Source organism: Sphingomonas hankookensis, assembly GCF_022664465.1.
Lineage (GTDB): Bacteria > Pseudomonadota > Alphaproteobacteria > Sphingomonadales > Sphingomonadaceae > Sphingomonas > Sphingomonas hankookensis.
Genome location: NZ_JAKREV010000001.1, coordinates 573,587 through 600,036, shown reverse-complemented (window position 1 = coordinate 600,036; position 26,450 = coordinate 573,587). Strand labels below are relative to the sequence as shown.

Genomic DNA, 26,450 nt, shown 5'->3' with positions numbered 1-26,450 from the left:
TTGGTTAAGCGGATTGAAGGGTTCCGGAGGGGTAAACGGTCGGACGCGGGGAAAGTTTAGGCGTATTAACGCAGATTACACGACCGGCGAAAGCGTTCGGACAGATAATCGATCAGCGCTTCGACCCGTGCAGGCCGCAGCGTGCCCGGCGGGGTCAGCAGGTGCAGCGCCACCGCGCCACTGCTCCAGTCGGGCAGGACCGGTTCCAGCCGGCCCGCCGCGATATCGGCGTCGACAAGGAAATCGGGCAGTCGTGCGATGCCGAGCCCGGCGCACAGGGCGGGCAGCATCGCTTCGCCATTGTTGGTCGCCAGCGGGCCGGTCGGGCGGACCGCGACCTCTTCTTCGCCGCGGCGGAAATGCCAGATGGCGTTGGGCAGGTTGGTATAGCCGAAACAGGCATGGTCGCCCAGATCGGCGGGATGCGCCGGGCGGCCGCGCGCGTCCCAATAAGAGGGCGCGGCGACGATGCGGATCGCGACGGGCGCAAGGCGACGGGCGCGCAGCGTGCTGTCGGGCAGGTCGGCGATGCGCAGCGCGACGTCGATCCCCTCCGCGACGATATCGACCTTGGCATCGGATAGGGTCAGGTCGATCTCCACGCCGGGATGCAGTTTTAGGAAATCGGCGATGGCGGGTGCGACATGGGCGAGGCCGAACGACATCGGCACGGCGACGCGGACGAGCCCAGTGGGCGCGGCGGCGGCATCGCGCGCCTGTTCCTCCGCGCCTTGTGCCTCCGCCAAGATGCGCGCGGCCCGTTCGGCGAGCGACTGGCCGGCATCGGTCAACGTCAGGCGGCGGGAGGTTCGGTGGAAGAGGGTGGTGCCGAGCGATACCTCCAGCCGGGCCACCGCTTTCGATACCGTCGCCTTCGACACCCCGATCGACTGGGCGGCGGCGCTGAACGAGCGATGTTCGACGACGCAGGCGAACATCGCCCAGGCTTCGAAATCCGGTAGTCGCATACGCCCTCCTTGCGAAACGATCGGTTTCCGACGTTTCCATTTACGTCATGATCGCGCGGCCTATCTTGAGGGTCAAGCAAGGAGATCGACCATGATCGAGAAACGCAATTTCGACAGCCTGGGCCATGCCGATCACGGATGGCTGAACGCGCGGCATCATTTCAGCTTCGCCAATTATTACGATCCCGCGCGGATGAGCTGGGGCGCGATCCGGGTGTGGAACGACGACGAGATCGCCGCGAACAGCGGGTTTCCGCCGCACCCGCACAAGGACATGGAGATCATCACCTATGTCCGCTCCGGCGCGATCACCCATCAGGATTCGCTGGGCAACAAGGGCCGCACTGCGGCGGGTGACGTGCAGGTCATGAGCGCCGGCACCGGGGTGCGCCACGCCGAATACAACCTCGAACCCGAAACGACGCGCATCTTCCAGATCTGGATCGAACCGCGGCAGAAGGGCGGCGCGCCTTCATGGGGTGCCAAGCCGTTTCCGAAGGGCGAGCGGTCGGGAAAGTTCGTCACACTGGCCAGCGGCTATGACGCCGACGATGACGCGCTGCGCATCCGCGCCGAGGCACGGGTGCTAGGCGCGACGCTGAAAGCCGGCGAAAGCGTGGAACACAGCGTGGGGGCGGGGCGTCACGCCTATCTCGTCGCGGCGACCGGTGCGTTCACCATCGACGGCGTCGCCTTTCAGGCGCGTGACGGGGCCGCTTTGTCGGGCGGGCAGACCGTCACCATCACCGCGACCGAGGACACCGAAATCGTCCTCGTCGATTCCGAATGATCCCAAGGGAGTAACGTCCATGTCGAAGGTACTGGTTCTCTATTATTCGTCCTATGGCCATGTCGCGAAGATGGCCGATGCGGTTGCTGAGGGCGCACGTGCCGCCGGAGCCGAGGTGGACGTCCGCCGCGTGCGCGAAACCGCACCGGACGAGGTCGCCAGGTCGGCCGGCTTCCAGGTTGCCGATCATCACGAACTGCTGACCGATCCGAACGAACTGACCAACTATGATGCGATCGTCGTCGGCACCGGCACCCGCTATGGCCGGATGTCGAGCCAGATGTCGGCGTTCTGGGACACGACCGGCGGCGTGTGGCAGAAGGGCGGACTGGTCGGCAAGATCGGCGGCGCCTTCACCTCGACCGCGACCCAGCATGGTGGGCAGGAAACGACGCTGTTCTCGATCATCACCAACCTGATGCATCACGGCATGACGATCGTCGGGCTCGATTACGGCTATGAAGGGCATATGGGCCTGGACGAAGTGAACGGCAGCACGCCGTATGGTGCATCGACGATCGCCGCCGGCGACGGCAGCCGCCAGCCGACCGAGATCGAACTGGGTGGCGCGCGCTATCAGGGCAAGCGTATTGCCGAACTGGCGACCAAGGTCTTCGGTTGATGCGGGGCGGGGCGGCTGTTGGGCCGCCCCGTCACGCCTTTACATTGTCCCGGCGTTTCCGGCCGCTTGGAATGTTAGCGCTATCGGTTATTGTCGCCGTCAGAACAGAATGACGGAGAGGGATATGCGCGGAATCATTCGGTGGGGGGCGTTCGCCCTGATGGGCGCGGTGGCCGCTACGGCGCCCGCGCAGGATCGCCCGGTGCCGGGCAGCAATCCGATCATCCGCGACAAGTTCACCGCCGACCCCGCGCCGCTCGTCGTCGGCGACCGGCTGTACCTGTATGTCGGACATGACCAGGCCGAGCGCGACCAGATGTTCAACATGCGCGAATGGCTGGTCTATTCGACCACCGACATGCGGCATTGGACCGATCATGGTGCGATCATGAAGGTCGCCGATTTTAAATGGGCAAAGGCCGATGCGTGGGCCAGCCAGACGATCTTCAAGAACGGCAAATACTGGTTCTATGCCGCGGTCGAGCATGACGCGACCCATCCGGGCAAGGCGATCGCGGTGGCGGTCGCGGACAAGCCGACGGGACCGTTCGTCGATGCCAGGGGATCGGCGCTGATCACCAACCAGATGACGCCGAAGGGCACGCATAGCTGGGAGGATATCGACCCGACCGTCTTCACCGATCGCGACGGGACGACGTGGATCGCATGGGGCAATCGCCAATGCTATATCGCGAAGTTGAAGCCCAATATGATCGAGATCGACGGACCGATCACCGAAATCACCCCGCCGCATTTCGAGGAGGGCCCGTGGCTGCATGAGCGCAAGGGCATGTATTACCTGACCTACGCCTCGCTCGACCGCGCGAAGCACCGCGACGAGCGCGTGTCCTATTCGACTGCGCCGTCGATCAAGGGGCCGTGGACCTATCGCGGGGAGCTTACCGGATCGGGCAGGTACAGCTTCACGATCCATCCCGGGATCGTCGAGTTTAAAGGCGACTGGTATCTGTTCCTGCACAATGCCGCGCTGGCGATCGGCGATCTGAACGGATCGATCGGACGGCGGGCGGTGACGGTCGAGCGGCTATCGTACAATGCAAATGGGACGATGCAGCCGGTGGTGCAGACCAAGGCTGGGGTTACGGCTTCCAAGTAGAAGGCTTGATTCACGCGAAGGCGCGATGACGCGAAGAAGAAGGTCGTGGTTCGCGCGGAGGCGCGGAGGCGCGGAGGGGGCGTGCTTATGGCAAGGACACCCGCGCCAACGGCCTCATGAATCGCTGCAGCGTACGAAACGTCTTCCGTTCGCGCGCGCCTTCCCGGAACGCAACCCCTCCGCGAAGGCTGGGGCCTTCTGCGGCGAGGCGCGCTCGATCGCGGGGAGATCCCAGCCTACGCTGGGATGACGTGTGTGGCACTGGGGTGCCGGGAGTAGCGGACGGTCAATCCACCTTAGGCTCTGCCGGGAACCGCGTCCGCGCCTGCAGGAAGATCGACCGCGCCGGTGCCGCTCCGGCTTCGTTCGGCGTCGTGCCGACCCAGCGCCAGTGCCAGGGTTCCCACTTCACCTGCTGCTTGTTGCCCGCCGGGAACGACATTTCGAAGCCGAACTTCGCGGCGTTGGTGCGGAGCCAGCGGCCGGCGGGGGTGGCGGCGAAACAGGCTTCCGCATTGCACGCCGTTGACGTGCTGGTGCCGAAGTCGATGACATAACCGGTCGAATGCTCGCTATGCCCCGGCGGCGCGGAGGCCCAGGCGCGTTCGGCGAAGCTGCCCGATCCGTTCACGCCGATGCCGCCGCAAAAGGTCTGGCGCTGCAATGCTTCCGAACGGTGGCAGGACACGGCGCGGAGCGTGCCGGCGATCGCCGGGTCGGCATCGGCGGCGGCGAGCAGGCGGTAGAGATCGCCGGCCATCGCCGGGTGGACCTTGCACGACCCGCCCAAGGTCGTCGGCGCGTCGATCAACGCGCTGGCGGGCATGTCGGGATAGGGAAAATGGTTGAACAGCCGTCCGTCGCCGGTCCGCTGTACCGTGCCCCGTCCGCATAGCTCGACCGGACCGGTCGGGCCGGCGGGGGGCAGGACGACGACTGTCGGCGGGGCGACCGTTGTCGGGGTGGGCGTCGGCGCCGCGACCGGGGGTACGGGCGCCGGGGTCGGGGCGCAGGCCGCAAGGATGCATAGCGGCGGGACGATACGCGCCAGAGCGGCAAGGGGGGCGTGAGGGTGGCGCACGAATGTCTCCGGATCGGCAGGACCGCCCATGCGCACTGGCATGGCGTCGCCAACGATGGCAAGGGAGCGAAATGCTTGACGACCTGGTCCTGTTCATCGACGGCGAAGCGATCGTGCTCGACAAACCCGCCGGCCTGCCGGTCGATCCGCCGCGCGACGGATCGCCGAGCATCGTCGCGCGGGCGGACGAACTGCGCTTCACCTTTCAACGCGAACCAACGCCGGTCCACCGGCTGGACCGCGATACCAGCGGCTGCCTGTTGCTCGCCCGCAATCCGAAGGCGCATGCCCGGTTCCAGCAGGCGTTCGAACAGGGACGAGTGACGAAGCGCTATCTGGCGATCCTTGACGGGATTCCGGCGGGGGAGTCGGGCGAGATCGACATGGCGCTGGCCAAGGTCAGCACCGCCGAGGCTGGCTGGCGGATGGTCGGCGATGCGAAGGGCAAGCCGGCGCGGACCAACTGGCGCGTCCTCCGGACGGTCGGCGATCGCGCGCTGGTCGCGCTGTTCCCCGAAACCGGCCGGACGCACCAGATCCGCGTGCATATGGCCGAAGGGCTTGGCTGTCCGGTGGCGGGCGATCCGGTCTATGGCCGGGGCGGGCGACAGGGCATGCTGCTCCACGCCGTCGGGCTGATGGTGCCGCGCGACAACAAGCCCGCGATCGACGTGACCGCGCCGTGGCCGAAGAGCTTCGTCGCGGCGGGATTCGACGAAGTCTGACGTGCCGCTGATACCGATCACCCGGTCGATTTCGATCGATAGCGGCGAACTGGTCGAGAGTTTTACGCGGGCGTCGGGGCCGGGCGGGCAGCATGTCAACACCACCGACAGCGCGGTGCTGCTGCGCTTCGACGTGGTGGCGTCGCCGGGGTTGCCCGAGGCGGTCAAGCATCGGCTGGCCGTGCTGGCCGGATCGCGGCTGACCAAGGACGGCGTGCTGACACTGCGTGCCGATGCGTCGCGATCACAGGAGATGAACCGGCGCGAGGTGCGCGAGCGGCTGTTCGAGCTGATCCGCGAGGCGACGATCGTGCCGAAGAAGCGCCGCGCGACCAAGCCGACCAAGGCGTCGCAGGTGCGAAGGGTCGATGCGAAGAAGGGGCGGTCGCAGGTGAAGGCGGGGCGGGGTAGGGTGAAGATGGATTGAATCCGCCCCACAGGGTGGGGAGGATTGCTTGGGGGAGCGGCGGCGCTACATAGGCGCCCATGTACCAGTTCGACATCGCCGCCGGCGCCAAGGGCGACCTGTACCGCGACCTGCTCTCCGCGCTCGACGCGCTGACCGCGGACGAAACCGATGCCATCGCCAACATGGCCAACGCGTCGGCGCTGCTGATGCAGTATCTGCCCGACCTCAACTGGGCCGGCTTTTATCGGCTGGTCGCCGACGAACTGGTGCTCGGGCCCTTCCAGGGTAAGGCGGCGTGTATCCGCATCGCCATGGGGCGCGGGGTGTGCGGGACCGCGGCGGAACGCCGGACGACGCAGCTGGTCGCCGACGTCCATGCCTTTCCAGGCCATATCGCCTGCGATGCCGACAGCCGCAGCGAATTGGTCGTGCCGATCGTGGTCGATGACCGGTTGATCGGGGTGCTCGATCTCGACAGCCCGCTGGCCGGGCGGTTCGATACCGAGGATCAGGCGGGATGCGAGGCGCTGGTGGCCTTGTTGGGGCCGCGGATCGGCTGATCTGCCCCGGTGCGGGACGCTCGGCGCGGCAATCGCCGGATTGGCCGGGAACCGGGGCGCGTGGTAAGGTTTCGGCAACCATAAGGGCTCGCGGTTCGTCGCGGCCAGCTTTCAGGGAGCCGACCGGACGATGCGAACGCCGACCCTTGCCGCCATCGCGGCGATCCTTGCCTCGACCGGCATTGCCCAAGCGCAGCCGCGCGTCGGCCAGGCGCCCGAGGCGCGGCCGGGGCGCCCGGCGCTGTATCCCGGACAGCCGCGGGTGAACCTGCCGGGACCGCGTTGGGGCGGGAAGGTGCGCGGGCGCTGGTATGGCGGCCATTACGCGCCGGGCGGCTGGGCGGCGTATAAGCTGCCGGCGCGCGGATGGATGCTGCCGCGCTATTGGGTCGCGCCGAGCTTTTTCGTGCAGGACTGGCCGGTTTACGGCCTGACGCGGCCGCAGCCGGGCTATGGCTGGTATCGCTATTATGACGATGCCGTGCTGGCCGATCGCGACGGGCGGGTGGTTGATTACCGCCGCGGGATCGATTGGGATGCGCGCGATACTGGGCGCTATGTCCGCGACGACCGGGCGTATGACAGCTACCGCTCGGAAGGCGATCAGCCGCCACCCCCTCCGCCGCCGTCTGTCGCGCGTCGCGACAATGGGGTCGGCGGGGCGATGATCGGTGGCGTGGCCGGGGGTGTTGCCGGCAACGTCATCGCCGGGCGCGGCAACCGGCTGGGCGGTACGGTGCTGGGCGCCGGTGTCGGAGCGCTGGCCGGGACGGCGATCGACCGTGCCGAGGATCGCCGTGCGCCGCCGCCTCCGCCGCCGCTGCAGCCGGGGTACGGAGCGGACTATCCGCTGCCGGGCGACGACGTGCCGATGGCACCCGACGACGGCTATTATGGCGAGCCCGGCTATGGCGAGCCGGCACCGGGCGTCGTGTTCGGTCCGATGCGCGAACAGGTCCAGCCGATCCGCCCGCGGGCGCGGGGCGGCTATGTCGAGCGGCATGTCGGCGCGCCGCCGGTCGCGCGCAGCTATACCACCACAACAACGACCGAAGGGCCGGGGGGATATGTCTCCGATGGATATTACTATCCGCCGCGGACGGTGACGACGGTGACGGTCGAAAGCCAGCCGGTGGTGACGACGACCACCGAGGAGGTCGTGACCTATACGACGCGGCGTTCGGCGCCGCGCCGGGTGCAGCGCTCGAAGCTGTTGCGGCGGTGAGGGGTCAGCGCAGGGGGCGGCCGGCGAAGGTCGGTACGCTCTCCGCGCCACCCGCCGACAGCGACGAGACGGCGACGAAATGGTCGTCGACGATCACCCCCTTCAACACCGCCTCTGCACCCGTCACGTCGCGGCTGTCGGTCCAGCCCTGTGTGTCGTTGCGGCGCCAGCGGATGCGATAGCCGGCAGCGTTGGCGACCGGCGCCCAGCGCACCGTCGTATCGGTCGATAGCGCGCCGTCGATCGAGGCAGTGGCGGGTGCCGCCGGAGCGGTGGCAAGGCGGGCGAGTGTCGCGACGTTGATCGCGGTCACCTTGGCCAGATAGGGAAAGTCCATCCGGTCGATCGTGTCGCCATAGACGCGGCCACCCTCGCGGCGCAGGTCCTGATGCTGCGCATCGTAATTCTCGACCCCGACGGAGAAGCGGATCGCGGGATAGCCGAGTTTGAGAAACGGTTCATGGTCGCCGCCGCGCCCGAACCGATCGGGCCGACGGTCGAGGAACACGTCGAGCCCACCGGGCAGCGTCGTCGCGACCGAATCGATCGCCTTGGCCAGCGCGCGTGACGGGCCGTCATCCTCGCCACCCGCGGCACGCCGGGCGGTCTGCTGCTCGATCGATTCGGATGCGCGGATGCCTTCGGAAAAGACGCGGACCCGGTCGGCGACGCGGCGGCCATCCTGTCCCACCGTGTTGCCGACGATATCGTTGTTCAGCACGGCGGAGACGGTCCAGCCGCGCTCCTTCGCGGTTTCGGCGAGCAGCTGTGCCCCCCACAGTCCCTGTTCCTCGCCCGACAGCGCGGCATAGACGATGGTCGCGTCGAACTTTTCCTTCGACAGGATGCGTGCCGCTTCCAGCACCAGCGCCACGCCCGATGCATCGTCGTTCGCGCCCGGCGCATCGCTGGTCGCGTCCATCACGTCGGTCACGCGGCTGTCGATATGGCCCATGACGATGACGACGCGCTTGGGATCGCGACCTTGCTGAAACCCCAGCACGTCGACGACATTTACGCCATTCGGCGCACGCGGACCAGTGAACCCGCGGGCGATGTTGGCGACGGTGATGCAGTTGCCACACCCCGACCCGATCCGCGTCAGCGCACTCGCGAACCACCGCCTGGCCGCGCCGATCCCGCGCTTCGGATCGTCGGGATCGGAGGCGGTGTGCCGCGTGCCGAACGACACCAGCGTCGCCACATCGGCGCGCAGCCGGTCGGGCCGGGGCGTGTCGCGGGCCTCGGCGGTGGTGGCGAGCAGCAGGGCGGGCAGCAGCAGGATCGATCGCATGACGGGAGGATGGCGTGTTCCCGCATCGGGTCAACCGGTTTCGAACGATACCCATCGCACCTTAAAACCCATCATCCGAATAGGGATCGTGCAGAAATAGAATGTTTGGTTTCGTTTTTTGCAATTGCTAACGCGCCGGTTGCGATGCACAACGACTGTGCCTTTCAGGCATCCTCTCCTAAAACTTTCAAGGGTCGGTTCGCCGGCCCTTTTTTTTGTGCGTCGTCCGCGCTAACGCCCGCTCACCAGCGCTGCGCTGAATTATAAGAGAGGATGTGCCGGACACCCGGCGAACAGCGGCAGCCCGCGGGGGATCGAGCGCGAATCGCTGCTCTCCCCCGCACGGTACTCCTACGGTTTGATGATGCGCGGTTGGTGAATGCGGGCTGCCCAACACAGTGGGAGTGTCGTGATGACGGATCGTGGGCCGACAGAAGGTTTCGATTCACCACCGCGTCCGTCATGGCAAGTGCGTGCCCGATGGTGGGCCGATCAGGCGCTACTCCTCGCGCTGATCGTGTTTGCCGTGCAGATGCTGCTCGGCGGCGCCTTTGAATTGGGCCGACCAGCGGCGATCGCGATTGCCGTGGTCCTCGTCGTCGGTGGCGGCTGGTTTCTCGTCCGGCGGTTCGCTCGTCGCCCTTAGCGCCGATCAACTCAGCCGATCGATCCCGTCGCGGTCGAGACTGCCGGGGACGATCATCAGCGGCACCGGCAGCGCGCCAGCGTCGGTGCCCGCGAAGTGGGTGACGAGCGGGCCCGGCGATCCGGTGGCCGCGGCGCCCAGCACCAGCGCGGCGATTTCCGGGTTGGCCGCGATCATCTCACGCACGATTCGCGGTCCGTCGCCGATCCGTACCGTCAGATGCGGTTGCAGGCCCGACTCGGCGATCAGCGTGCCGGCCGCACCCTGTACCAGGGCTTCGGCACGTTCCTTCGCCTCTTCCTCGATCGTCGCCTGCACCCCGCCCCATGGCGCGAATTCCTGTGGCTCGACCAGCGCCAGCACTTCCACGCCGCCATTGGTCTTTACCGCGCGGCGTGCCGCAAAGCGCAGGGCGACCGCGCTTTCGGGGCTTTCGTCGACCACGACCAGATATGTCCGCATGCACCCCTCCGCTCAAGCAATGGTTCATGCGCCGGTTCCGCAGCGTCATGCAAGGTGGTGCCGGGGCTTGACCCGAAGCCGCCCGGCGGCGAAGAGGCGCGACGAGCCTGAGAGGACCCTTCTGCCCCATGCCGATCGAGATCAAGATGCCCGCCCTGTCCCCCACCATGGAAGAGGGGACGCTGGCCAAATGGCTGGTGAAGGAAGGTGATACCGTCAAGTCCGGCGACATCATGGCGGAAATCGAAACCGACAAGGCGACGATGGAATTCGAAGCCGTCGACGAAGGCACGATCGGCAAGGTGCTGGTCGCCGAGGGTACCGACAATGTGAAGGTCGGTGCGGTCATCGCCATCCTGCTCGAAGAGGGCGAGGACGCCTCGGCCATCGACGCAGCGCCCAAGAAGGCCGAGACCCCCGCGCCCGCCGACGACCAGTTCAAGGGCAAGCCCGACGCGACCGATCCGAACAAGACCGGCAGCGAAGCGAAACCCGCCCCCGCCGGCACGTCGGACCATGGCCTCCCGGCCGGTGCCGGTGCCGCGCAGAGCGACGGTAGCCGCGTGAAGGCGAGCCCGCTGGCGCGTCGCATCGCCGCCGACAAGGGCCTCGAACTGTCGGGCATCGCCGGCAGCGGTCCAAACGGCCGCATCGTCAAGGCCGATGTCGAGAACGCGAAGCCGGGTCAGGCAGCTACGCCGAAGTCGGAAGCCGCGGCGCCCGCGCCGCAGGCCGCCGCATCGGCCCCTGCCGCCGAAGCGCCCAAGGCTGCCGCCGTGTGGTTCGACGATTCGATCCCGCACACGGTCGAAAAGCTGTCGAACATCCGCAAGACGATCGCGCGTCGCCTGACCGAATCGAAACAGCAGGTGCCGCACATCTATCTGACGGTCGACATCCGTCTGGATGCGCTGCTCAAGCTGCGCGGCGACCTGAACAAGTCGCTCGACGCGCGGGGCGTGAAGCTGTCGGTCAACGACCTGCTGATCAAGGCGCTGGGCGTCGCGCTGGAAAACAGTCCGAAGTGCAACGTCACCTTCCTCGGCAACGAAATGGTGCAGTATTCGCGCGCCGACGTGTCGGTGGCGGTGTCGACGCCGACTGGACTCATCACCCCGATCATCCGCGACGCCGCGAACAAGGGCGTGGCGAAGATCAGCAGCGAGATGAAGGACCTGGCGGGCCGCGCCAAGGAGAACAAGCTGAAGCCCGAGGAATATCAGGGCGGTACCGCGTCGCTCAGCAACATGGGCATGTTCGGCATCAAGCAGTTCGAAGCGGTCATCAACCCGCCACAGGGCATGATCCTGGCGGTCGGTGCCGGTGAGAAGCGCCCGTACATCGTCGACGACGCGCTGGGCGTGGCGACCGTGATGACGGCGACCGGCAGCTTCGACCACCGCGCCATCGACGGGGCGGACGGTGCCGAGATGCTGAAGCTGTTTAAGGCGCTGGTGGAGTCGCCGCTCGGCCTGATCGCGTAAATGCGCGTCCGGCTGCTGACCGAGATCGTGCACGTCGTCGCCGGGGTGGCGGCGGCGTGGGCGATCGGGTCGTTGTCGGCATGGTCGTATCCGCTGGGGCGGCGCGACATCTGGACGGTGACATGGGCGGCGATGGCGATCGTCGTACTGCTCGGCGTGCGGCAGGTGCAGCGGGCCATGGCTGAGGAACGCGCGAAGGAGGTGCCGCATGATCGATGAGGATGCCGTCGCTCCGCCGCCGGGCCAGCCTGCGCTGCGTGTCACCGCGATGCCGGCCGACACCAACCCGTATGGCGATATCTTCGGCGGCTGGATCATGTCGCAGATGGACATGGCCGCCGGACTGGTCGCCGCGCGGCACGCGCGCGGACGTGCGGTGACCATCGCGGTCGACGCGATGCACTTCCACGCGCCGGTCGCGGTCGGCGACGAAGTGTCGGTCTATACCAGCCTGGTAAAGGTCGGCCGCACGTCGATGACGATCGAGGTCGAAGCATGGCGCCGCGACCGGTTCGGCGAGGCGGTGAACCGCGTGACGCAGGCGCGTTTCGTGTTTGTGGCGATCGACGAGCACCGCAAGCCGCGGGCGATCGAGGGCTAACGCACGGCGATCGTGCTGCAATTATTCAGCTGCTCGACCGGGCAGCAGCGAGCGAAAAGGCAAAATGATGGCTGATACCTATGACCTCATCGTGCTCGGTTCCGGCCCCGGCGGCTATGTCGCGGCGATCCGCGCGAGCCAGCTGGGCCTCAAGGTCGCGATCGTCGAGCGCGAGCGGCTGGGCGGTATCTGCCTCAACTGGGGCTGTATCCCGACCAAGGCGCTGCTGCGCTCGGCCGAAATCTATCACTACATGATGCACGCCGCGCAATACGGCCTGTCGAACGACAAGCCGTCGTTCGACCTTGCCAAGGTGGTCGATCGCAGCCGCAAAGTCGCGGGCCAGCTGAACGCCGGCGTCAAGGGCCTGATGAAGAAGAACAAGGTGACGGTGCACGAGGGCATCGGCACGATCACGGCCAAGGGCAAGCTGTCGGTCAAGCAGGGCGACAAGACCACCGAGCTGGAGGCCAAGCACATCATCATCGCGACCGGTGCGCGCGCCCGCGATCTGCCGTTCGCCAAGGCCGATGGTGCGAAGATCTGGACCTATCGTCACGCGATGGTGCCGCCCGAAATGCCGACCAAGCTGCTGGTCATCGGGTCGGGTGCGATCGGTGTCGAGTTCGCCAGCTTCTACAACGACATGGGCGCCGACGTGACGATCGTCGAAATGCTCGACCGGATCATGCCGGTCGAGGACGCCGAGGTCAGCGAGTTCATGCACAAGGCGCTGACCAAGCAGGGCATGACGATCAAGACCAAGTCGGGCCTCGAAAAGCTGGAATCGAGCCCGGCGGGCGTGAAGGCCGCGATCAAGGGGCCGGACGGCAAGGTCGAGCAGATCGAGTTCAGCCACGCGATCGTCGCGATCGGCATCGTGCCCAATACCGAGAATATTGGCATGGAGGCGCTGAAGATCGAGGCCGAGCGCGGTCACATCAAGACCGACGGCTATGGCAAGACCAATGTCGACGGCATTTGGGCGATCGGCGACGTGACCGGCGCACCGTGGCTGGCGCACAAGGCGAGCCATGAGGGCGTGATCGCCGCCGAGGCCATTGCCAAGGCGTTGGGCAACAAGGACGTCCATCCGCACGCGATGGACAAGAACAACATTCCGGGCTGCACCTATGCCCGGCCGCAGGTCGCCAGCGTGGGCTTCACCGAGGCGAAGGCCAAGGAAGCGGGCTACAGCGTGAAGGTCGGCAAGTTCCCCTTCATCGGCAATGGCAAGGCGATTGCGCTGGGCGAGGCGGAAGGTTTCGTGAAGACGGTGTTCGACGCCAAGACCGGCGAACTGCTGGGCGCGCACATGGTCGGCGCGGAAGTGACCGAGATGATCCAGGGCTATGTCGTCGCCCGCCAGCTGGAAACGACCGAGACCGAACTGACCCAGACGGTGTTCGCGCACCCGACCATTTCCGAATCGATGCACGAGTCGGTACTGGCCGCCTATGGTCGCGCGATCCATATCTGACGATTGTAACGCGATCGTCATATGGCTTGACCCGCGCCATCGCGCAGCGCCATGGCGCGGGTCCATGAAGCATCTGCTCCCTGCGGCGGTCGCCGCGTCGTTCGTGGCCGTGCCCCCTGCCGCCGCACAGACCGTGCAGGAATTGCAGCGCCAGATCGACGAATTGAAGGCGGTCATCGCCGAGATGAAGGCGGCACAGGGTGCCGTCGTAAGGCCGCCGGTCGTTACCGCAGCGCCGGTACCAGCCGCGCCCGTACCCTTGGCACCCGTCACGCCGACGCAGGTGGCTGCTGCCCCGACGACCCCCAAGCGTGAGCGCTGGTACGACCGCATCCGGCTGCGCGGCTATACCCAGTTGCGACTGAACGAGATCGTCAGCGGCGACCGGACCGCTCCCGATGGCGTGGCGCGGCTGCGGTCGGTGCATGACAGCGGCATCGGCGACGATACCGGCTTCACCTTCCGCCGCATCCGCCTGATCCTGCAGGGCGACTTGGGCGACCGGGTGTCGTTCTATCTCCAGCCCGACTTCGCGACGGCGGTGAACGGCCAGTCGGTCGGCGAGCGGCGCGAGGGATTTCTGCAACTGCGCGACGCCTATTTCGATGCGTTCCTCGACCCGGACAAGCGGTTCCGGCTGCGCTTCGGCCAGTCGAAGGTGCCGTTCGGGTGGGAGAATATGCAGTCGTCGTCGAACCGGCTGACGCTCGATCGCAGCGATGCGATCAACAGCGGGGTGCCGAGCGAGCGCGATATCGGCGTCGTCGCCTATTACACGCCGACCCATGTCGAGGACATCTGGGAACGGCTGACCGATGACGGGCAGAAGCTGTTCGGCAATTACGGTGCGTTCGGGGTCGGGATCTATAATGGACAGGGGATCAACCGCGAGGAAACGAACGACGCGGTGATGGCGGTCGCGCTGGCGACGTGGCCGTTCGAGATCGGCAGCGGACGCGTGCTGGAGGTCGGCGGCAGCGCCTATACCAACCGCGTCCAGCCCGAGGTGCGGACCGGCGGGGTCAGCGACATGGCCTTTGCCGACGACCGAGTCGGACTGCACGCGATCCTGTATCCTGCGCCGATCGGGTTCCAGGCGGAATGGAATTGGGGACGGGGCCCGGAATATGACCGGACGCTGCGCGCGATTACGACGAAGCCGCTACATGGCGGCTATGTGCAGGCGATGGCGCGGGTGCGGCAGTCACCGGTCGGGCCGTTCATGCCCTATGCCCGCTGGCAGACCTATCGCGGCGGGTGGAAGGCGGCGGTCAACGCGCCCCGGCTGGAAACCGACGAGATCGAGCTGGGCATCGAGTTCCAGCCGGTCCCGGCGCTGGAGCTGACGCTGGCCTATGCCCGGATGGAGCGCGCCGAGGCGGATGAACGGCGGACCGGGCGCGCCGAGGGTGATGTGTTCCGGACGCAGTTGCAGTTGAATTACTAGGATTTTTTGCGCCGGCGGGCGTCAAAGTTCACGAAGTTCACACTCGTGCGTCTTTTGCGCGCAGATCGAGCGGCGATGTCAAAGAGCATGGCCGGAGGGTGGCCGGTCCGCAGAATGGCAGCGAGGCGCGCAGTAGGAAAGTGCGCTTCCGTCGCGCCGGCCGCTGGCGGGGCGGGTGTCGGTCGGCCTATCCGTTCCCCGAACGAGCAGCGATTCGCGCATCCGGGCGCGATCGGCTCGCAGCGGGGGAATGTCGATGACGCCGGTGATGATCGCAATGTTGCTGGCCGCGGGCGTTCCGGCGCAGGTGAAGGTGCCGGACACGGGCGACCGCGACATCCGCGCGCTGGCGGCCAAGTTCCAGCACGCGATCAAGCATCGCGACAAGGCGGCGTTCCTGTCGCTGTTCCTGCGACCCGAGGCGACCAACTGGCAGGAGGTGATGAGCGATGCCGCGGTGGCGAAGGACCGGTCGAGCAAGGGCGTGAAAGCGGCGTTCGACGCCGGCAACAACCCGATCGCGTTCATCGACAGCATCGTGTCGAGGAAGGGCAACGCCGAAGAGGATTTCCGCAACGTCCGGATCAACCGCGACGGCGATTCCGCCGCGATGTCGTTCGACTATTCGTTCAGGATCGACGGTGTCGAGGTGAATGCGGGGATGGAGCATTGGCTGCTGGTCCGCGGCAATGCCGGCTGGCGGATCGTGTCGGTGGCGTGGTCGGTCAGGTAACGCGGCGATTGTCCGGGTGGCCGGGGGTCGGTACGGCGATGGCACAGGCTTGCGGGACGCTGCGGCGCGGTTCTAAGGGCGCGATACCCGCCCCGAACCCCAGACGGACATGATGCGCCGATCGATTGCCCTGAGCTGCGTTGCCGCATTCCTGTCGACGCCCGCCATGGCCCAGCCGGAGCAGGGCGAGAAGACAAAGGTCGTCGCGGTCGAACAGGGGCTGGCTCCGGCCGTGGTGCTGGCCGATGCGCCCGCGCCGCGCCGGACGATTACCGCGGAAATGCGGCGGTTGCAGGTGCCGGGGGTCAGTGTGGCCGTGCTGCACGACGGACGGATCGCTTGGGCCAAGGGCTATGGCGTCACCCGCGCCGGCGGGGGTGCGGTGACGCCCGACACGCTGTTCCAGGCAGGATCGATCAGCAAGCCGGTGACGGCGCTGGCGGCGCTGCGCCTGGTCGACCAGCATCGCCTGACGCTGGACAGCGATGTGAACGTACAGTTGCGGGGGTGGAAGCTGCCAACCCCGCCGGGCATGCAGGTCACGCTGCGCGAACTATTGTCGCATACTGCGGGAACGACGGTCCACGGCTTTCCGGGCTATGCCGCGGGTGCTGCGGTTCCGAGCGTTGACGACGTGCTGGCCGGACACGCGCCCGCCAATACCAGGCCGGTCGTGGTGGATACCCGCCCCGGAACGAAGTGGCGCTATTCGGGTGGTGGCTACACCGTCATCCAGAAGCTGATCGGGGATGTCACCGGCAAGCCTTTTGCCACGGTCCTGCAAGACGAGGTGCTGCGCCCGGCGGGCATGACGCATAGCCGCTTTGCCCAGCCGATCGATACCGCAACGCAGGCGACGGCGGCGTGGCCACATGACGGACTGGGCAAGCCGGTCGAGGGCGGGCCGCATCGTTACCCCGAACTGGCCGCCGCCGGATTGTGGAGTACGCCCAGCGACCTGCTACGCTATGCGATCGCGGTGCGCGACAGCGTGCGGGGACCGGGCGGGCTGCTGGACCAGAAGCTGGCGGTGGCGATGCTGACGCCGGGCAAGGGCGACTATGGCCTCGGCCTCGAAGTCCATGGCGCGCCGGACAACCGCGTCTTCTCGCATGGTGGCAGCAACGAGGGATATGAGAATTTCCTCGTCGCCTATAGCGGATCGGGCGACGGGGTCGCGGTGATGACCAACGGCGCACAGGGCAACGAGCTGGCAATGGAGATCACGCGCAGCGTCGCCGCCGCCTATGACTGGCCGAGCTATCGCAGCGTCGTGCGCCGCAGCGTACCGATTCCCGAAGCCACCGCTGCGCGCATGGTCGGGAACTACGCCATTCCGGAACTGGGGTCGTTTTCGATCCTGCGGCAGGGCGCGGGGCTGGCCTTGTCGATGAAGGACGGGGTCAGCGAGCCGCTCTATGCCCTGTCGCCCGACACCTATTTCATCCTGTCGAGCGACCTTGTGCTGCGGATCGACCGGGCGGCACCGGACGTTGCCGGGCGCGTCGTCACCGGTCCGTTCGACGTGCCGTTTGCGCGGGAAGCGGCGGCGACGCGCTGACCGGCGCGTTACCCCGCCGCCTTCGCCAGCCCGCGCGAAATCTGGAGTGCTGCGTTCAGGCGGGCCTGCGGGTCGCCGAAGTTGCGGCTGATGACCAAGCGCATGTCGGGGCGGAGCTTGGCGGTGCCGGCCAGCTTGTCGACATAGGCCAGCAGCCCTTCGACGCTGGGGAACTTGTCCTCGTGGAAGCTGACGATCGCGCCCTTTGCGCCGACGTCGATCTTGGAGACGCACGCCTTTTTGGCGTTCAGCTTGGCCTCGATCAATTGCAGCAGATTGGCGGTGGCGACCGGCAGCTTCCCGAAACGGTCGATCAGTTCGGTGGCGAAGGCGTCGATGCCGGCGCGGTCCTCGACGTCGTTGAGGCGGCGATAGAGGCCCATGCGCAGGTCGAGATCGGGGACGTAATCCTCGGGGATCAGGATCGGCGCGTCGACGGTGATCGCGGGGGAGAAGTCCTTGGGCTTGTCGTCGCGGAGACCCCCGGCCTTGGCGTCGAGGATCGCCTCCTCCAGCATCGACTGGTAGAGTTCGAAGCCTACTTCCTTGATATGGCCCGATTGTTCGTCGCCGAGCATGTTGCCCGCGCCGCGAATGTCGAGATCGTGGCTGGCAAGCTGGAAGCCGGCGCCGAGCGATTCGAGGTCGGAGAGGACCTTCAGGCGCTTTTCCGCCGCCTCGCTGACCAGCCGTTCGGGGGGCGTGGTCATGTACGCATAGGCGCGGGTCTTCGAACGGCCGACGCGGCCGCGCAGCTGGTAGAGCTGCGCCAGGCCGAATTTGTCGGCGCGGTTGATGATGAGGGTGTTGGCCGACGGAATATCGAGGCCGGATTCGACGATGGTGGTCGAAACGAGCAGGTCGTAGCGCTTGTCGTAGAAAGCTGACATGCGTTCCTCGACCTCGGTCGGGGCCATCTGGCCATGGGCGACGACGTAGCGGATTTCGGGAATTTCCTCGGTCAGGAACTTCTCGATATCGGGCAGGTCGGCGATGCGCGGGGTGACGAAATAGGCCTGACCGCCGCGATAATGTTCGCGCAGCAACGCCTCGCGCAGGACGACCGGGTCCCATGGCATGATATAGGTGCGCACCGCGAGGCGATCGACCGGCGGGGTCTGGATCACCGACAGTTCGCGCAGGCCGCTCATCGCCATTTGCAGCGTGCGCGGGATCGGGGTGGCGGTGAGAGTCAGGACATGGACGTCGGCCTTCATCGCCTTCAGCCGTTCCTTGTGCGTCACGCCGAACCGCTGTTCCTCGTCGACGATGACGAGCCCCAGGCGTTTGAAATCGACCTGTTTCGACAGCACGGCGTGGGTTCCCACGACGACGTCGATCGTGCCATCGGTCAGGCCGTCGCGGACCTTCTTCGCCTCGGTTGCGGTGACCAAGCGGGAGAGGCGGCCGACTTCGATCGGGAAGCCTTCGAAGCGGGCCTTGAAGTTGTTGTAGTGCTGGCGGGCGAGCAGGGTGGTCGGACAGACGATCGCGACCTGCATCCCGGCCATGGCGGCGACGAAGGCGGCGCGCAGCGCGACCTCGGTCTTGCCGAAACCGACATCGCCGACGACGAGGCGGTCCATCGGGCGGCCGGCGCTCAAGTCTTCGAGGACGTCGGCGATGGCGCGTTCCTGATCGTCGGTTTCCTGATACGGGAAACGGTCGACAAACGCGGGGTAGCCGCCGCTGTCGGGTTCGGCGATATCGGCGGGGCGCATCGCGCGCTTGGCGGCGGTGGCGATCAGGTCGCCCGCGATTTCGCGGATGCGATCCTTCATCCGCGCCTTGCGCCGCTGCCATGCCTCGCCGCCGAGACGGTCGAGCGATGCGCCTTCCTCGCCCGCGCCGTAGCGGCTGAGGACTTCGAGGTTTTCGACCGGCACGTAGAGCTTGTCGCCGCCGGCATATTCGAGCTGGACGCAGTCGTGCGGAGCCTTGGCCACCGGCACCTGCGTCAGCCCGACATAGCGGCCGATGCCGTGGTCGGCATGGACGACGAGGTCGCCGGGGGAGAGGGTGGCGAGTTCCTGAAGAAAGGCGTCGGTGTTCTTGCGACGCTTGGCACGGCGGACGAGCCGGTCGCCGAGCATGTCCTGTTCGGTCAGCACCGCGACGTCGGCGGCGGTGAAGCCGTGGTCGAGGGGGAGGACCACGAAGGAGACGGTCGATTTCGCGCCGCCCAGCGCCTGCTGCCATGTCTCGACGGTCGAGACGCCGGTCAGGTCGTGATCGGCGAGCAGGCCCATCAACCGCTCGCGCGCCCCCTCCGAATAGCTGGCGAGGATCGGCTTGCGGCCTTGTTTGCGCAGGGACGCGATGTGATCGACGACGGCTTCGTAGATGTTGGCCTGTTGCGTGCGTTCGGGGGTGAAGTCGCGCGGGCCGTCGACCTCGAAATCGATCGAGGTGGCGCTGTCGGGGGCGTGGAAGGGCGTGACCTGATGCGCGGCGGTGTCCGACAGGCGATCGGCCCATTCTTCCGCCGAGAGGTAGAGCGCGTTCGGTAAGAGCGGGCGGTAGCTGCCGGGATCGTTGGTCTGCGCGCGGACGCGGTTGGTGTGATAGTCGGCGATCGATTCGAAACGCTGCTCGGCGGCGGCAGGGACGCCCGCGTCGCGGACGATGACCGCTTCGGGTGACAAATGGTCGAATAAGGTTTCGAGCCGCTCTTCGAAAAAGGGTAGCCAATGTTCCATGCCCGAGAGGCGGCGGCCGTCGCTGATCGCCTGATAGATCGGGTCGCCGGTCGCGGTCGCGCCGAACTTTTCGCGGTAACGGGTGCGGAAGCGCTTGATCGAGTCTTCGTCGAGCAGCGCTTCGGACGCGGGGAGCAGGGTGAAACCATCGACCCGGCCGGTGGTGCGCTGGTCCTCCGGGCTGAAGGTGCGGACGGTTTCGATCTCGTCGCCGAAGAAGTCGAGGCGGAGGCCGACATCGGAGCCCGAGGGCCAGAGGTCGACGAGGCCGCCGCGGACGGCGAACTCGCCGGCGTCGTGGACGGTGTCGACGCGGTTATAGCCGTTGGCTTGGAGCAGCGCGGACAGGCGGGGGAGGGAGATGCGTTCGCCCGGCGCGAGGCGCGCGACGAGCTGGCGGATGCGGAAGGGGGTCAGCGTGCGCTGGGTCGCGGCGTTGACGGTGGTGACGACCAGGCGGGGGCCCTTCGCCGGTCCCTGTAGCGTGTGCAGCGCGGAGAGGCGCTCGGCCATCGAGCGCAGCGTGGGGCTGGCGCGGTCGTAGGGGAGGCAGTCCCAGGCGGGGAATTGCAGGACCGAGAGGTCAGGGGCGAAGAACGGCGCGGTGGTTGCGATCGCGCGCATCGCCGCTTCGTCGGGGGCGATGTAGATCAGGTCGCCCTTCGCGCCGCGGGCGAGGTCGGCGAGGAGGACGGGGAGGAAGCCTGCCGGGACGCCCGCGAGGGTGAGCGAGCGGGGGGCGGACAGGATTTTGGAGAGGTCGGGCATCGGGTTCCTATAGCCCTCTCCCCCTTGGGGGAGAGGGTTGGGAGAGGGGGAGTGCGCGGCGGCTGTTGTGGCAGTCCCCTCTCCCCGACCCTCTCCCCTGAAGGGGAGAGGGAGTCAGCGCGAAACCGGTACGAAATCCATTTTCCGCATCGCGTGCAGCACCGGGTGGTCGAACTGCGCCGGGGCCGGCTGCACCCCCATCGCCCATGCCATGATGTCGACATCCTGTTCCGCGAGGAACACCTCGAACCAGTCCATGTCGGCATCGCTCCATGTGGCGCTGTGCGCGTCAAAATAGCCGCCGATCATCAGGTCGGCTTCGCGGGTGCCGCGATGCCAGCTACGGAATTTCAGGCGCTTGAGGCGGGTCTCGCGGTCCATGGGACTCCAATGGCGATAGACCGACGGACGCTGGCAGCGGCCGCCGGTTCGGATATAGGACCAGATAGTCATGCGTCCCGATCTGCTCAACCCGTTGTTCGCCGAAGTCACCACGCTGAAAGGCGTGGGTCCGGCGCTGGCCAAGCCGCTGGAGCGGTTGAAACTGTCGCGCGTGGTCGATGTCGCGTTCCATTTGCCGACCGGGTGGGTCGACCGCCTGCGGCGCGACGAGCTGATGGCGCAGGATGCCGGGCGGGTGATCGCGATCCCGCTGACCGCAGTCGATTACCGGGTGAGCGCCGGGCGCGGGCCGACGCGGGTGCGGGCAGCCGACAAGCACGGCAATATCGTCAATCTGACCTATTTCGGCGGATCGTCGGGTTGGGCGAAGAAGCTGTTCCCGCTGGGCGAGACGCAGCTGGTGTCGGGCAAGCTGGAGACGTACGGACAGGAATTGCAGATGGTTCATCCCGACCATGTGCTGCCCCTGGACGAAGCCGACAGCCTGCCCGAGCGCGAGGCGATCTATCCGTTGTCCGAAGGGCTGACGTCGCGCCGGGTCGGCCAACTGGCCGCGCAGACGATCGAGCGTGCGCCCGACCTGCCCGAATGGATCGAACCCAGTCTGCTCGCCAAGCATGACTGGCCGGCATGGAAAGAGGCGCTGGCGCGCATCCATGCCGACCCGGCCGATGCCAAGGCGCGCGAGCGGCTGGCCTATGACGAGGTGTTCGCCAACCAGTTGGCGCTGCTGTTGGTGCGGGGCGAGGCGCGGGCGCGGAAAGGACGGTCGCTGACCGGCGACGGGCGCCTGCGCGCGAAGCTCGACCTGCCGTACAAACCGACCGGCGAGCAGACGCGGACGATCGGCGAGATCGAAGGCGACATGGCACAGACCCAGCCGATGCTGCGGCTGTTGCAAGGCGATGTTGGGTCGGGCAAGACGCTGGTGGCGCTGATGGCGCTGCTGATTGCGGTCGAGGGGGGAGCGCAGGGGGCGTTGCTGGCGCCGACCGAAATCCTCGCGCGGCAGCATGTCGCGACGTTGCAGCGGCAGCTGGCCGGGACGGGGGTGACCGTCGCCGCATTGACCGGGCGCGACAAGGGGCGGGTGCGCGAGGGCGTGTTGATGGGGTTGGCCGACGGGTCGATCGATATCCTCGTCGGCACGCACGCGATCTTTCAGGAGGCGGTCGGGTATCGCGACCTGGGGCTGGTGGTGGTCGACGAACAGCATCGCTTCGGCGTGGCGCAGCGGATGATGTTGCAGGCGAAGGCGGTGCGGCCGCCGCATTTGCTGGTGATGACCGCGACGCCGATCCCGCGCACGCTGACGCTGGCACAATATGGCGAGATGGACGTCAGCCGGCTGGACGAGATGCCGCCGGGGCGCGAGCCGATCGAGACGGTGGTGATGTCGGAGGACAAGCTCGACGCGGTGGTCGATGGGCTGGCGCGGCATCTGTCGGCGGGGAAGCAGGCGTACTGGGTGTGCCCGCTGGTCGAGGAGAGCGAGAAGTCCGACCTTGCCGCCGCCGAGGCACGGGCGGAGGCGCTACGGCAACGGTTCGGGGACAAGGTCGCGCTGGTCCATGGGCGGATGAAGCCGCTGGAGAAGGACGCGGTGATGGCCGAGTTTTCCGCCGCGCGCGCGGGCGTGCTCGTGGCGACGACGGTGATCGAGGTCGGGGTCGACGTGCCCAATGCGACGCTGATCGTGATCGAGGCGGCGGACCGGTTCGGCCTTGCGCAGTTGCATCAGCTGCGCGGGCGGGTCGGGCGTGGGGGCGGCAAGTCGGTGTGCCTGCTGCTGCGGGGGAATGCGCTGTCGGAGACGTCGCGCGCGCGGCTGGCGCTGATGCGCGAGAGTAACGACGGGTTCCGGATTGCCGAGGAGGATTTGCGGTTGCGCGGTGGGGGCGAGTTGCTGGGGACGCGGCAGTCGGGCGAGGCGATGTTCCGGCTGGCGACGCCGGAGATGCTGGGCGAGCTGCTGCCGGTGGCCAATGCCGATGCGCGGTTGCTGGTGGATCGCGATGGCGGGCTGGAAGGGCCCCGGGGGCAGGCGGCGCGGGCGGCATTGTATCTGTTCGAGCGGGATGCCGGGGTTGGGCGGTTGCGTTCGGGGTGACGCCCTTTCGTCCCTCCCGCATAGGCGGGAGTCCATAAGCGCTGACGTTGCGTATGGAGCCGGATGGTTGGCGTGTATCGATTCCCGCCTTCGCGGGAACGACGATTTTGGGGAGTGGGGCGTACCCATCCGCTCTTCCGTCATTCCGGCGAAGGGATGGCGGAATGATGACGGGGTGGGTTGTCGCGGTGGGGTGCAGCCGATAGCCCTCGCACGATGAACGCCCTTGCCCCGCTCCTCCTCGCCCTGCTCGGCGGTATTGGCCTTGCCGTGCAGCCACCGACGAACGCCGCGCTGGGGCGGAGCATCGGGTCGGTGATGCTGGCGGCGTTGGTGTCGTTTGCGGTGGGGACGGTGATCCTGATCGGGGTCTGGCTGGTCGCCGATCGGACGCCGTTGGCCAGTTTACGCGAGGCGCGGCCGTGGATGTTCCTTGGCGGGGCGTATGGCGCGTTCTTCGTGACGGCGGCGGCGTTTGCCGCGCCGCGGCTGGGGCTGGCGGCGATGCTGACGATCATGATCGCGACGCAGCTGGTCGCGGCGCTGGTGATCGATCGGTTCGGGCTGATCGGGTTGCCGCGGACGCCGATCAGTGGGTTGCGGTTGGTCGGAGTGGCGTTGGTGTTGGTCGGGGCGGTGCTGGTGCGGCGGGGGTGAGCCCTCCTCAACCCCTTACTCTCCCGTTTGCTTCGAGCCTGTCGAGAACCGTAGTCGAGAAGGGGTTGCCCCAAGCGGGCGGGTTCTCGACGGACGCTTCTCGACAAGCTCGAAGCTGCTCGAACTGAACGGATTTGGTGCGGTACCGGGATTTACCCCGCCGGCGTCAGCAGCCCGTGATGCTTCTTGCCCGACGACACCCGCACCGGGGCGTCGACCGCGATCACCTGGCCCTCGTCCACCACCTTCTCGCCATCGACGCGGGCGCCGCCGCCCTTGATGAGGCGACGCGCCTCGCCCTTCGACGCGGCGAGGCTCAGTGCCACCAGCGCATCGACGACGTTGATCGCGCCTTCGACGGCGAAGGTCGGCAGCGTGTCGCCGGCCGATCCTTCCTCGAAGGTACGCCGCGCGGTTTCGGCTGCACCTGTGGCGGCGTCGGCGCCGCGGCACATCGCGGTGGCTTCGTTGGCGAGGATCTTCTTCGCCTCGTTGATCTCGGCGCCCTGCAACGCTTCCAGCCGGGCGATCTCGTCCAGCGGCAGGTCGGTGAACAGGCGCAGGAAGCGGCCGACATCGCGGTCGTCGGTGTTGCGCCAGAACTGCCAGTAATCGAAGTGCGGCAGCTGGTCCTCGTGCAGCCACACCGCGCCCGACATGGTCTTGCCCATCTTGCCGCCGTCGGCCGTGGTGATGAGCGGCGTGGTCACGCCGTACACGTCGGTGCCGTCCATGCGGCGGGCGAGTTCGATCCCGTTGACGATGTTGCCCCACTGATCGCTGCCGCCCATCTGCAACCGGCAGCCGTGGCGGCTCGACAGTTCGCGGAAGTCGTAGGCCTGCAGGATCATGTAGTTGAATTCGAGGAACGACAGTGACTGTTCGCGGTCGAGGCGCAGCTTCACCGAATCGAACGACAGCATCCGGTTGACGCTGAAATGCTGGCCGACCTCGCGAAGGAACGGGATATATTCGAGCTTGTCGAGCCAGTCGGCATTGTCGACCATCACTGCGTCCGACGGGCCGTCGCCGAAGGTCAGGAAACGTTCGAAGATGCGCTTGATCGACGCGACGTTGCTGGCGATGCCGTCCTCGGCGAGCAGCTTGCGTGCTTCGTCCTTGAAGCTGGGATCGCCGATCTTGCCGGTGCCGCCGCCCATCAGCACGATCGGCTTGTGCCCGGTCTGCTGCATCCGGCGTAGCAGCATGATCTGCACCAAGCTGCCGACATGCAGTGACGGCGCGGTCGGATCGAAGCCGATATAGCCGGGCACGACCTGCTTGCTCGCCAGCGCGTCGAGACCGGCGGCATCGGTCAGCTGATGAATGTAACCCCGGTCGGACAGGGTGCTGAGCAGGTCGGACGTGTATGCCATGCGCGTTCCCTTACCGCCCCGATCGTACGAAAGTCCACGTATCTCGACTTCGTGGGGCTGTGCGCGATACTAAGGGCGGTTAACGCGCCCGGAGTTGCCCCATGCTTGCGATCGGCCTGATGTCTGGAACCTCGCTCGACGGCATCGATGCCGCGCTGATCGAGAGCGATGGCGAGGGCGAGGTGCGGCCGATCGCGTTCGTCGGCACGCCCTATAGCGACGAGGATCGGGCGGTGTTGTCGGCCGCTACCGAAATCGCGTTGCTGTTCGACGATCCGGGCGAACATCCGTTGATCGCGCGCGCCGAGGAATTGTTGACGCGCACCCATGCCGATGCGGTCGCGGCGCTGCTGGACAAGGCCGGTATCGAGGCGCGGGCGGTCGATGTGATCGGCTTTCACGGACAGACGGTGGCGCATCGCCCGGACAAGGGATGGACATGGCAGCTGGGCGATGGGGCGTCGCTGGCGGCGGCCACGGGGATCGACGTCGTCGCCGACCTGCGCGTCGACGATGTGAAGGCGGGCGGGCAGGGTGCGCCGCTGCTGCCGGCTTATCATGCCGCGCGTGCCGCCGGGATGGAGAAGCCGGTTGCGGTGCTGAATCTCGGCGGGGTCGGCAACATCACCTATGTCGGCGAGGGCGACGAACTGATCGCATTCGATACCGGGCCGGCGAACGGACTGGTCGATAGCTGGGTCGAGGCGGAGAGCGGCGCGCGTTACGATGCCGGCGGGGCGCTAGCCGGGGCGGGACAGGTCGATCAGGCGGTGCTGACCGCGATGCTAGATCACCCGTTCTTCGATCTGCCGCACCCCAAGTCGCTCGACCGGCATGACTTCACCATCCAACCGGCGCGCGGGCTGTCGGCGGCGGATGGTGCGGCGACGCTGACCGCGTTCACCGCGGCATGCGTTGCGGAGGCGATCGACCGGTTGCCGATGCGCCCGAAGCGGCTGCTGGTCGGTGGCGGCGGACGGCATAATCCGGTGATGCTGGCGATGATCGGCGAGCGCACCGGGCTGACCGCCGAACCCAGCGATGCGATCGGGTGGGATGGCGACGCGCTGGAGGCGGAGGGGTTCGCCTATCTGGCGATACGGTCGTTGAAAGGGCTGCCGATCACCTTTCCGGGGACGACGGGCGTAGCCGCGCCGCTGACGGGCGGCACGTTGTACCGCACGCAGCGGTCGGGACTGGCGCTTCGCGTCGTCAGCGCCTAACCGCACGGCG

The 26,450-nt window shown here is 67.1% G+C and carries 25 protein-coding genes; 18 read left to right on the top strand and 7 right to left on the bottom strand.

What is annotated here, in order from left to right:
- Positions 1–65: 65 nt before the first annotated feature.
- Entirely contained in the window at positions 66–968 is a 903-nt protein-coding gene (locus MF610_RS02785; protein WP_242192575.1) for a LysR family transcriptional regulator, read from the bottom strand.
- A gap of 91 nt (positions 969–1,059) precedes the next feature.
- On the opposite strand from MF610_RS02785, the gene MF610_RS02780 reads away from it, so the two are divergent.
- From MF610_RS02780 to MF610_RS02770, 3 genes are all read left to right on the top strand, one after another.
- A complete protein-coding gene (locus MF610_RS02780; protein ID WP_242192574.1) occupies positions 1,060–1,758 on the top strand; it encodes a pirin family protein in 699 nt (232 codons plus the stop codon).
- Between the two features lie 19 nt (positions 1,759–1,777).
- Positions 1,778–2,380 (top strand): NAD(P)H:quinone oxidoreductase, encoded by a 603-nt coding sequence (gene wrbA, locus MF610_RS02775; RefSeq protein ID WP_242192573.1) that lies wholly within the window; start codon positions 1,778–1,780, stop codon positions 2,378–2,380.
- A 124-nt stretch (positions 2,381–2,504) separates the two neighbouring features.
- Positions 2,505–3,497, top strand: a complete 993-nt coding sequence (locus tag MF610_RS02770; RefSeq protein WP_242192572.1) for a glycoside hydrolase family 43 protein — start codon at positions 2,505–2,507, stop codon at positions 3,495–3,497.
- Between the two features lie 286 nt (positions 3,498–3,783).
- Here the strand turns inward: MF610_RS02770 and MF610_RS02765 are convergent, their stop codons facing one another.
- Positions 3,784–4,620 (bottom strand): M15 family metallopeptidase, encoded by an 837-nt coding sequence (locus MF610_RS02765; protein WP_242192571.1) that lies wholly within the window; start codon positions 4,618–4,620, stop codon positions 3,784–3,786.
- 29 nt (positions 4,621–4,649) lie between these two features.
- Between MF610_RS02765 and MF610_RS02760 the strand changes: the two genes are divergently transcribed.
- The 4 genes from MF610_RS02760 to MF610_RS02745 all read left to right on the top strand — a co-directional run bounded on the left by MF610_RS02760 (position 4,650) and on the right by MF610_RS02745 (position 7,497).
- Positions 4,650–5,303, top strand: coding sequence for an RluA family pseudouridine synthase (locus MF610_RS02760; protein ID WP_242192570.1), 654 nt, complete (start codon positions 4,650–4,652; stop codon positions 5,301–5,303).
- A gap of 1 nt (position 5,304) precedes the next feature.
- Positions 5,305–5,730, top strand: coding sequence for an alternative ribosome rescue aminoacyl-tRNA hydrolase ArfB (gene arfB / locus MF610_RS02755; RefSeq protein WP_242192569.1), 426 nt, complete (start codon positions 5,305–5,307; stop codon positions 5,728–5,730).
- A 59-nt stretch (positions 5,731–5,789) separates the two neighbouring features.
- Positions 5,790–6,272, top strand: a complete 483-nt coding sequence (locus MF610_RS02750) for a GAF domain-containing protein (RefSeq protein WP_242192568.1) — start codon at positions 5,790–5,792, stop codon at positions 6,270–6,272.
- 130 nt (positions 6,273–6,402) lie between these two features.
- Positions 6,403–7,497 (top strand): RcnB family protein, encoded by a 1,095-nt coding sequence (locus MF610_RS02745; protein ID WP_242192567.1) that lies wholly within the window; start codon positions 6,403–6,405, stop codon positions 7,495–7,497.
- A 4-nt stretch (positions 7,498–7,501) separates the two neighbouring features.
- Here MF610_RS02745 and MF610_RS02740 read toward each other — a convergent pair whose 3' ends face one another.
- Positions 7,502–8,791, bottom strand: coding sequence for a M20/M25/M40 family metallo-hydrolase (locus tag MF610_RS02740; protein WP_242192566.1), 1,290 nt, complete (start codon positions 8,789–8,791; stop codon positions 7,502–7,504).
- A 412-nt stretch (positions 8,792–9,203) separates the two neighbouring features.
- Here MF610_RS02740 and MF610_RS02735 point away from each other — a divergent pair, with 412 nt between their 5' ends.
- Positions 9,204–9,437, top strand: a complete 234-nt coding sequence (locus MF610_RS02735; protein WP_242192565.1) for a hypothetical protein — start codon at positions 9,204–9,206, stop codon at positions 9,435–9,437.
- Between the two features lie 6 nt (positions 9,438–9,443).
- Here MF610_RS02735 and MF610_RS02730 read toward each other — a convergent pair whose 3' ends face one another.
- Entirely contained in the window at positions 9,444–9,899 is a 456-nt protein-coding gene (locus MF610_RS02730) for a universal stress protein (RefSeq protein WP_242192564.1), read from the bottom strand.
- Positions 9,900–10,027: 128 nt separating this feature from the next.
- Between MF610_RS02730 and MF610_RS02725 the strand changes: the two genes are divergently transcribed.
- The 7 genes from MF610_RS02725 (at position 10,028) to MF610_RS02695 (ending at position 17,205) form a co-directional block, all read left to right on the top strand.
- Positions 10,028–11,383, top strand: a complete 1,356-nt coding sequence (locus tag MF610_RS02725; protein ID WP_242192563.1) for a pyruvate dehydrogenase complex dihydrolipoamide acetyltransferase — start codon at positions 10,028–10,030, stop codon at positions 11,381–11,383.
- Positions 11,384–11,602 carry a hypothetical protein gene (locus MF610_RS02720; RefSeq protein ID WP_242192562.1) on the top strand — a complete coding sequence of 73 codons (219 nt, stop codon included), beginning with the start codon at positions 11,384–11,386 and terminating at the stop codon, positions 11,600–11,602. It begins immediately after the preceding gene.
- Positions 11,592–11,984: an acyl-CoA thioesterase gene (locus MF610_RS02715; protein ID WP_242192561.1), complete on the top strand. Its 393-nt coding sequence runs from the start codon at positions 11,592–11,594 to the stop codon at positions 11,982–11,984. Before MF610_RS02720 ends, MF610_RS02715 begins: the two co-directional genes overlap by 11 nt.
- 67 nt (positions 11,985–12,051) lie before the next feature.
- Entirely contained in the window at positions 12,052–13,464 is a 1,413-nt protein-coding gene (lpdA, locus tag MF610_RS02710; RefSeq protein WP_242192560.1) for a dihydrolipoyl dehydrogenase, read from the top strand.
- A gap of 64 nt (positions 13,465–13,528) precedes the next feature.
- Positions 13,529–14,911 carry a porin gene (locus MF610_RS02705; protein WP_242192559.1) on the top strand — a complete coding sequence of 461 codons (1,383 nt, stop codon included), beginning with the start codon at positions 13,529–13,531 and terminating at the stop codon, positions 14,909–14,911.
- Between the two features lie 256 nt (positions 14,912–15,167).
- Positions 15,168–15,644 carry a hypothetical protein gene (locus MF610_RS02700; RefSeq protein WP_242192558.1) on the top strand — a complete coding sequence of 159 codons (477 nt, stop codon included), beginning with the start codon at positions 15,168–15,170 and terminating at the stop codon, positions 15,642–15,644.
- A 109-nt stretch (positions 15,645–15,753) separates the two neighbouring features.
- Complete coding sequence (locus MF610_RS02695) at positions 15,754–17,205, top strand: serine hydrolase domain-containing protein (RefSeq protein ID WP_242192557.1); 1,452 nt, start codon at positions 15,754–15,756, stop codon at positions 17,203–17,205.
- Positions 17,206–17,213: 8 nt separating this feature from the next.
- Here MF610_RS02695 and mfd read toward each other — a convergent pair whose 3' ends face one another.
- A complete protein-coding gene (gene mfd, locus MF610_RS02690; protein ID WP_242192556.1) occupies positions 17,214–20,672 on the bottom strand; it encodes a transcription-repair coupling factor in 3,459 nt (1,152 codons plus the stop codon).
- A 114-nt stretch (positions 20,673–20,786) separates the two neighbouring features.
- A complete protein-coding gene (locus tag MF610_RS02685) occupies positions 20,787–21,053 on the bottom strand; it encodes an FAD assembly factor SdhE (RefSeq protein WP_242192555.1) in 267 nt (88 codons plus the stop codon).
- 70 nt (positions 21,054–21,123) lie between these two features.
- Between MF610_RS02685 and recG the strand changes: the two genes are divergently transcribed.
- Positions 21,124–23,184 (top strand): ATP-dependent DNA helicase RecG, encoded by a 2,061-nt coding sequence (recG, locus tag MF610_RS02680; RefSeq protein WP_242192554.1) that lies wholly within the window; start codon positions 21,124–21,126, stop codon positions 23,182–23,184.
- Between the two features lie 216 nt (positions 23,185–23,400).
- Positions 23,401–23,841, top strand: coding sequence for a DMT family transporter (locus MF610_RS02675; RefSeq protein ID WP_242192553.1), 441 nt, complete (start codon positions 23,401–23,403; stop codon positions 23,839–23,841).
- A gap of 152 nt (positions 23,842–23,993) precedes the next feature.
- Here MF610_RS02675 and tyrS read toward each other — a convergent pair whose 3' ends face one another.
- A complete protein-coding gene (tyrS, locus tag MF610_RS02670) occupies positions 23,994–25,217 on the bottom strand; it encodes a tyrosine--tRNA ligase (protein ID WP_242192552.1) in 1,224 nt (407 codons plus the stop codon).
- A gap of 101 nt (positions 25,218–25,318) precedes the next feature.
- On the opposite strand from tyrS, the gene MF610_RS02665 reads away from it, so the two are divergent.
- A complete protein-coding gene (locus tag MF610_RS02665) occupies positions 25,319–26,440 on the top strand; it encodes an anhydro-N-acetylmuramic acid kinase (RefSeq protein WP_242192551.1) in 1,122 nt (373 codons plus the stop codon).
- Positions 26,441–26,450 lie beyond the last annotated feature (10 nt).

What these genes read in the sequence shown, in the direction of transcription:
- MF610_RS02785 (WP_242192575.1), bottom strand. Translation starts at nt 968, where the DNA reads ATGCGACTACCGGATTTCGAAGCCTGGGCGATGTTCGCCTGCGTCGTC.
- MF610_RS02780 (WP_242192574.1), top strand. Translation starts at nt 1,060, where the DNA reads ATGATCGAGAAACGCAATTTCGACAGCCTGGGCCATGCCGATCACGGA.
- wrbA (WP_242192573.1), top strand. Translation starts at nt 1,778, where the DNA reads ATGTCGAAGGTACTGGTTCTCTATTATTCGTCCTATGGCCATGTCGCG.
- MF610_RS02770 (WP_242192572.1), top strand. Translation starts at nt 2,505, where the DNA reads ATGCGCGGAATCATTCGGTGGGGGGCGTTCGCCCTGATGGGCGCGGTG.
- MF610_RS02765 (WP_242192571.1), bottom strand. Translation starts at nt 4,620, where the DNA reads ATGCCAGTGCGCATGGGCGGTCCTGCCGATCCGGAGACATTCGTGCGC.
- MF610_RS02760 (WP_242192570.1), top strand. Translation starts at nt 4,650, where the DNA reads ATGCTTGACGACCTGGTCCTGTTCATCGACGGCGAAGCGATCGTGCTC.
- MF610_RS02750 (WP_242192568.1), top strand. Translation starts at nt 5,790, where the DNA reads ATGTACCAGTTCGACATCGCCGCCGGCGCCAAGGGCGACCTGTACCGC.
- MF610_RS02745 (WP_242192567.1), top strand. Translation starts at nt 6,403, where the DNA reads ATGCGAACGCCGACCCTTGCCGCCATCGCGGCGATCCTTGCCTCGACC.
- MF610_RS02740 (WP_242192566.1), bottom strand. Translation starts at nt 8,791, where the DNA reads ATGCGATCGATCCTGCTGCTGCCCGCCCTGCTGCTCGCCACCACCGCC.
- MF610_RS02735 (WP_242192565.1), top strand. Translation starts at nt 9,204, where the DNA reads ATGACGGATCGTGGGCCGACAGAAGGTTTCGATTCACCACCGCGTCCG.
- MF610_RS02730 (WP_242192564.1), bottom strand. Translation starts at nt 9,899, where the DNA reads ATGCGGACATATCTGGTCGTGGTCGACGAAAGCCCCGAAAGCGCGGTC.
- MF610_RS02725 (WP_242192563.1), top strand. Translation starts at nt 10,028, where the DNA reads ATGCCGATCGAGATCAAGATGCCCGCCCTGTCCCCCACCATGGAAGAG.
- MF610_RS02720 (WP_242192562.1), top strand. Translation starts at nt 11,384, where the DNA reads ATGCGCGTCCGGCTGCTGACCGAGATCGTGCACGTCGTCGCCGGGGTG.
- MF610_RS02715 (WP_242192561.1), top strand. Translation starts at nt 11,592, where the DNA reads ATGATCGATGAGGATGCCGTCGCTCCGCCGCCGGGCCAGCCTGCGCTG.
- lpdA (WP_242192560.1), top strand. Translation starts at nt 12,052, where the DNA reads ATGGCTGATACCTATGACCTCATCGTGCTCGGTTCCGGCCCCGGCGGC.
- MF610_RS02705 (WP_242192559.1), top strand. Translation starts at nt 13,529, where the DNA reads ATGAAGCATCTGCTCCCTGCGGCGGTCGCCGCGTCGTTCGTGGCCGTG.
- MF610_RS02700 (WP_242192558.1), top strand. Translation starts at nt 15,168, where the DNA reads ATGACGCCGGTGATGATCGCAATGTTGCTGGCCGCGGGCGTTCCGGCG.
- MF610_RS02695 (WP_242192557.1), top strand. Translation starts at nt 15,754, where the DNA reads ATGATGCGCCGATCGATTGCCCTGAGCTGCGTTGCCGCATTCCTGTCG.
- mfd (WP_242192556.1), bottom strand. Translation starts at nt 20,672, where the DNA reads ATGCCCGACCTCTCCAAAATCCTGTCCGCCCCCCGCTCGCTCACCCTC.
- MF610_RS02685 (WP_242192555.1), bottom strand. Translation starts at nt 21,053, where the DNA reads ATGGACCGCGAGACCCGCCTCAAGCGCCTGAAATTCCGTAGCTGGCAT.
- recG (WP_242192554.1), top strand. Translation starts at nt 21,124, where the DNA reads ATGCGTCCCGATCTGCTCAACCCGTTGTTCGCCGAAGTCACCACGCTG.
- MF610_RS02675 (WP_242192553.1), top strand. Translation starts at nt 23,401, where the DNA reads ATGAACGCCCTTGCCCCGCTCCTCCTCGCCCTGCTCGGCGGTATTGGC.
- tyrS (WP_242192552.1), bottom strand. Translation starts at nt 25,217, where the DNA reads ATGGCATACACGTCCGACCTGCTCAGCACCCTGTCCGACCGGGGTTAC.
- MF610_RS02665 (WP_242192551.1), top strand. Translation starts at nt 25,319, where the DNA reads ATGCTTGCGATCGGCCTGATGTCTGGAACCTCGCTCGACGGCATCGAT.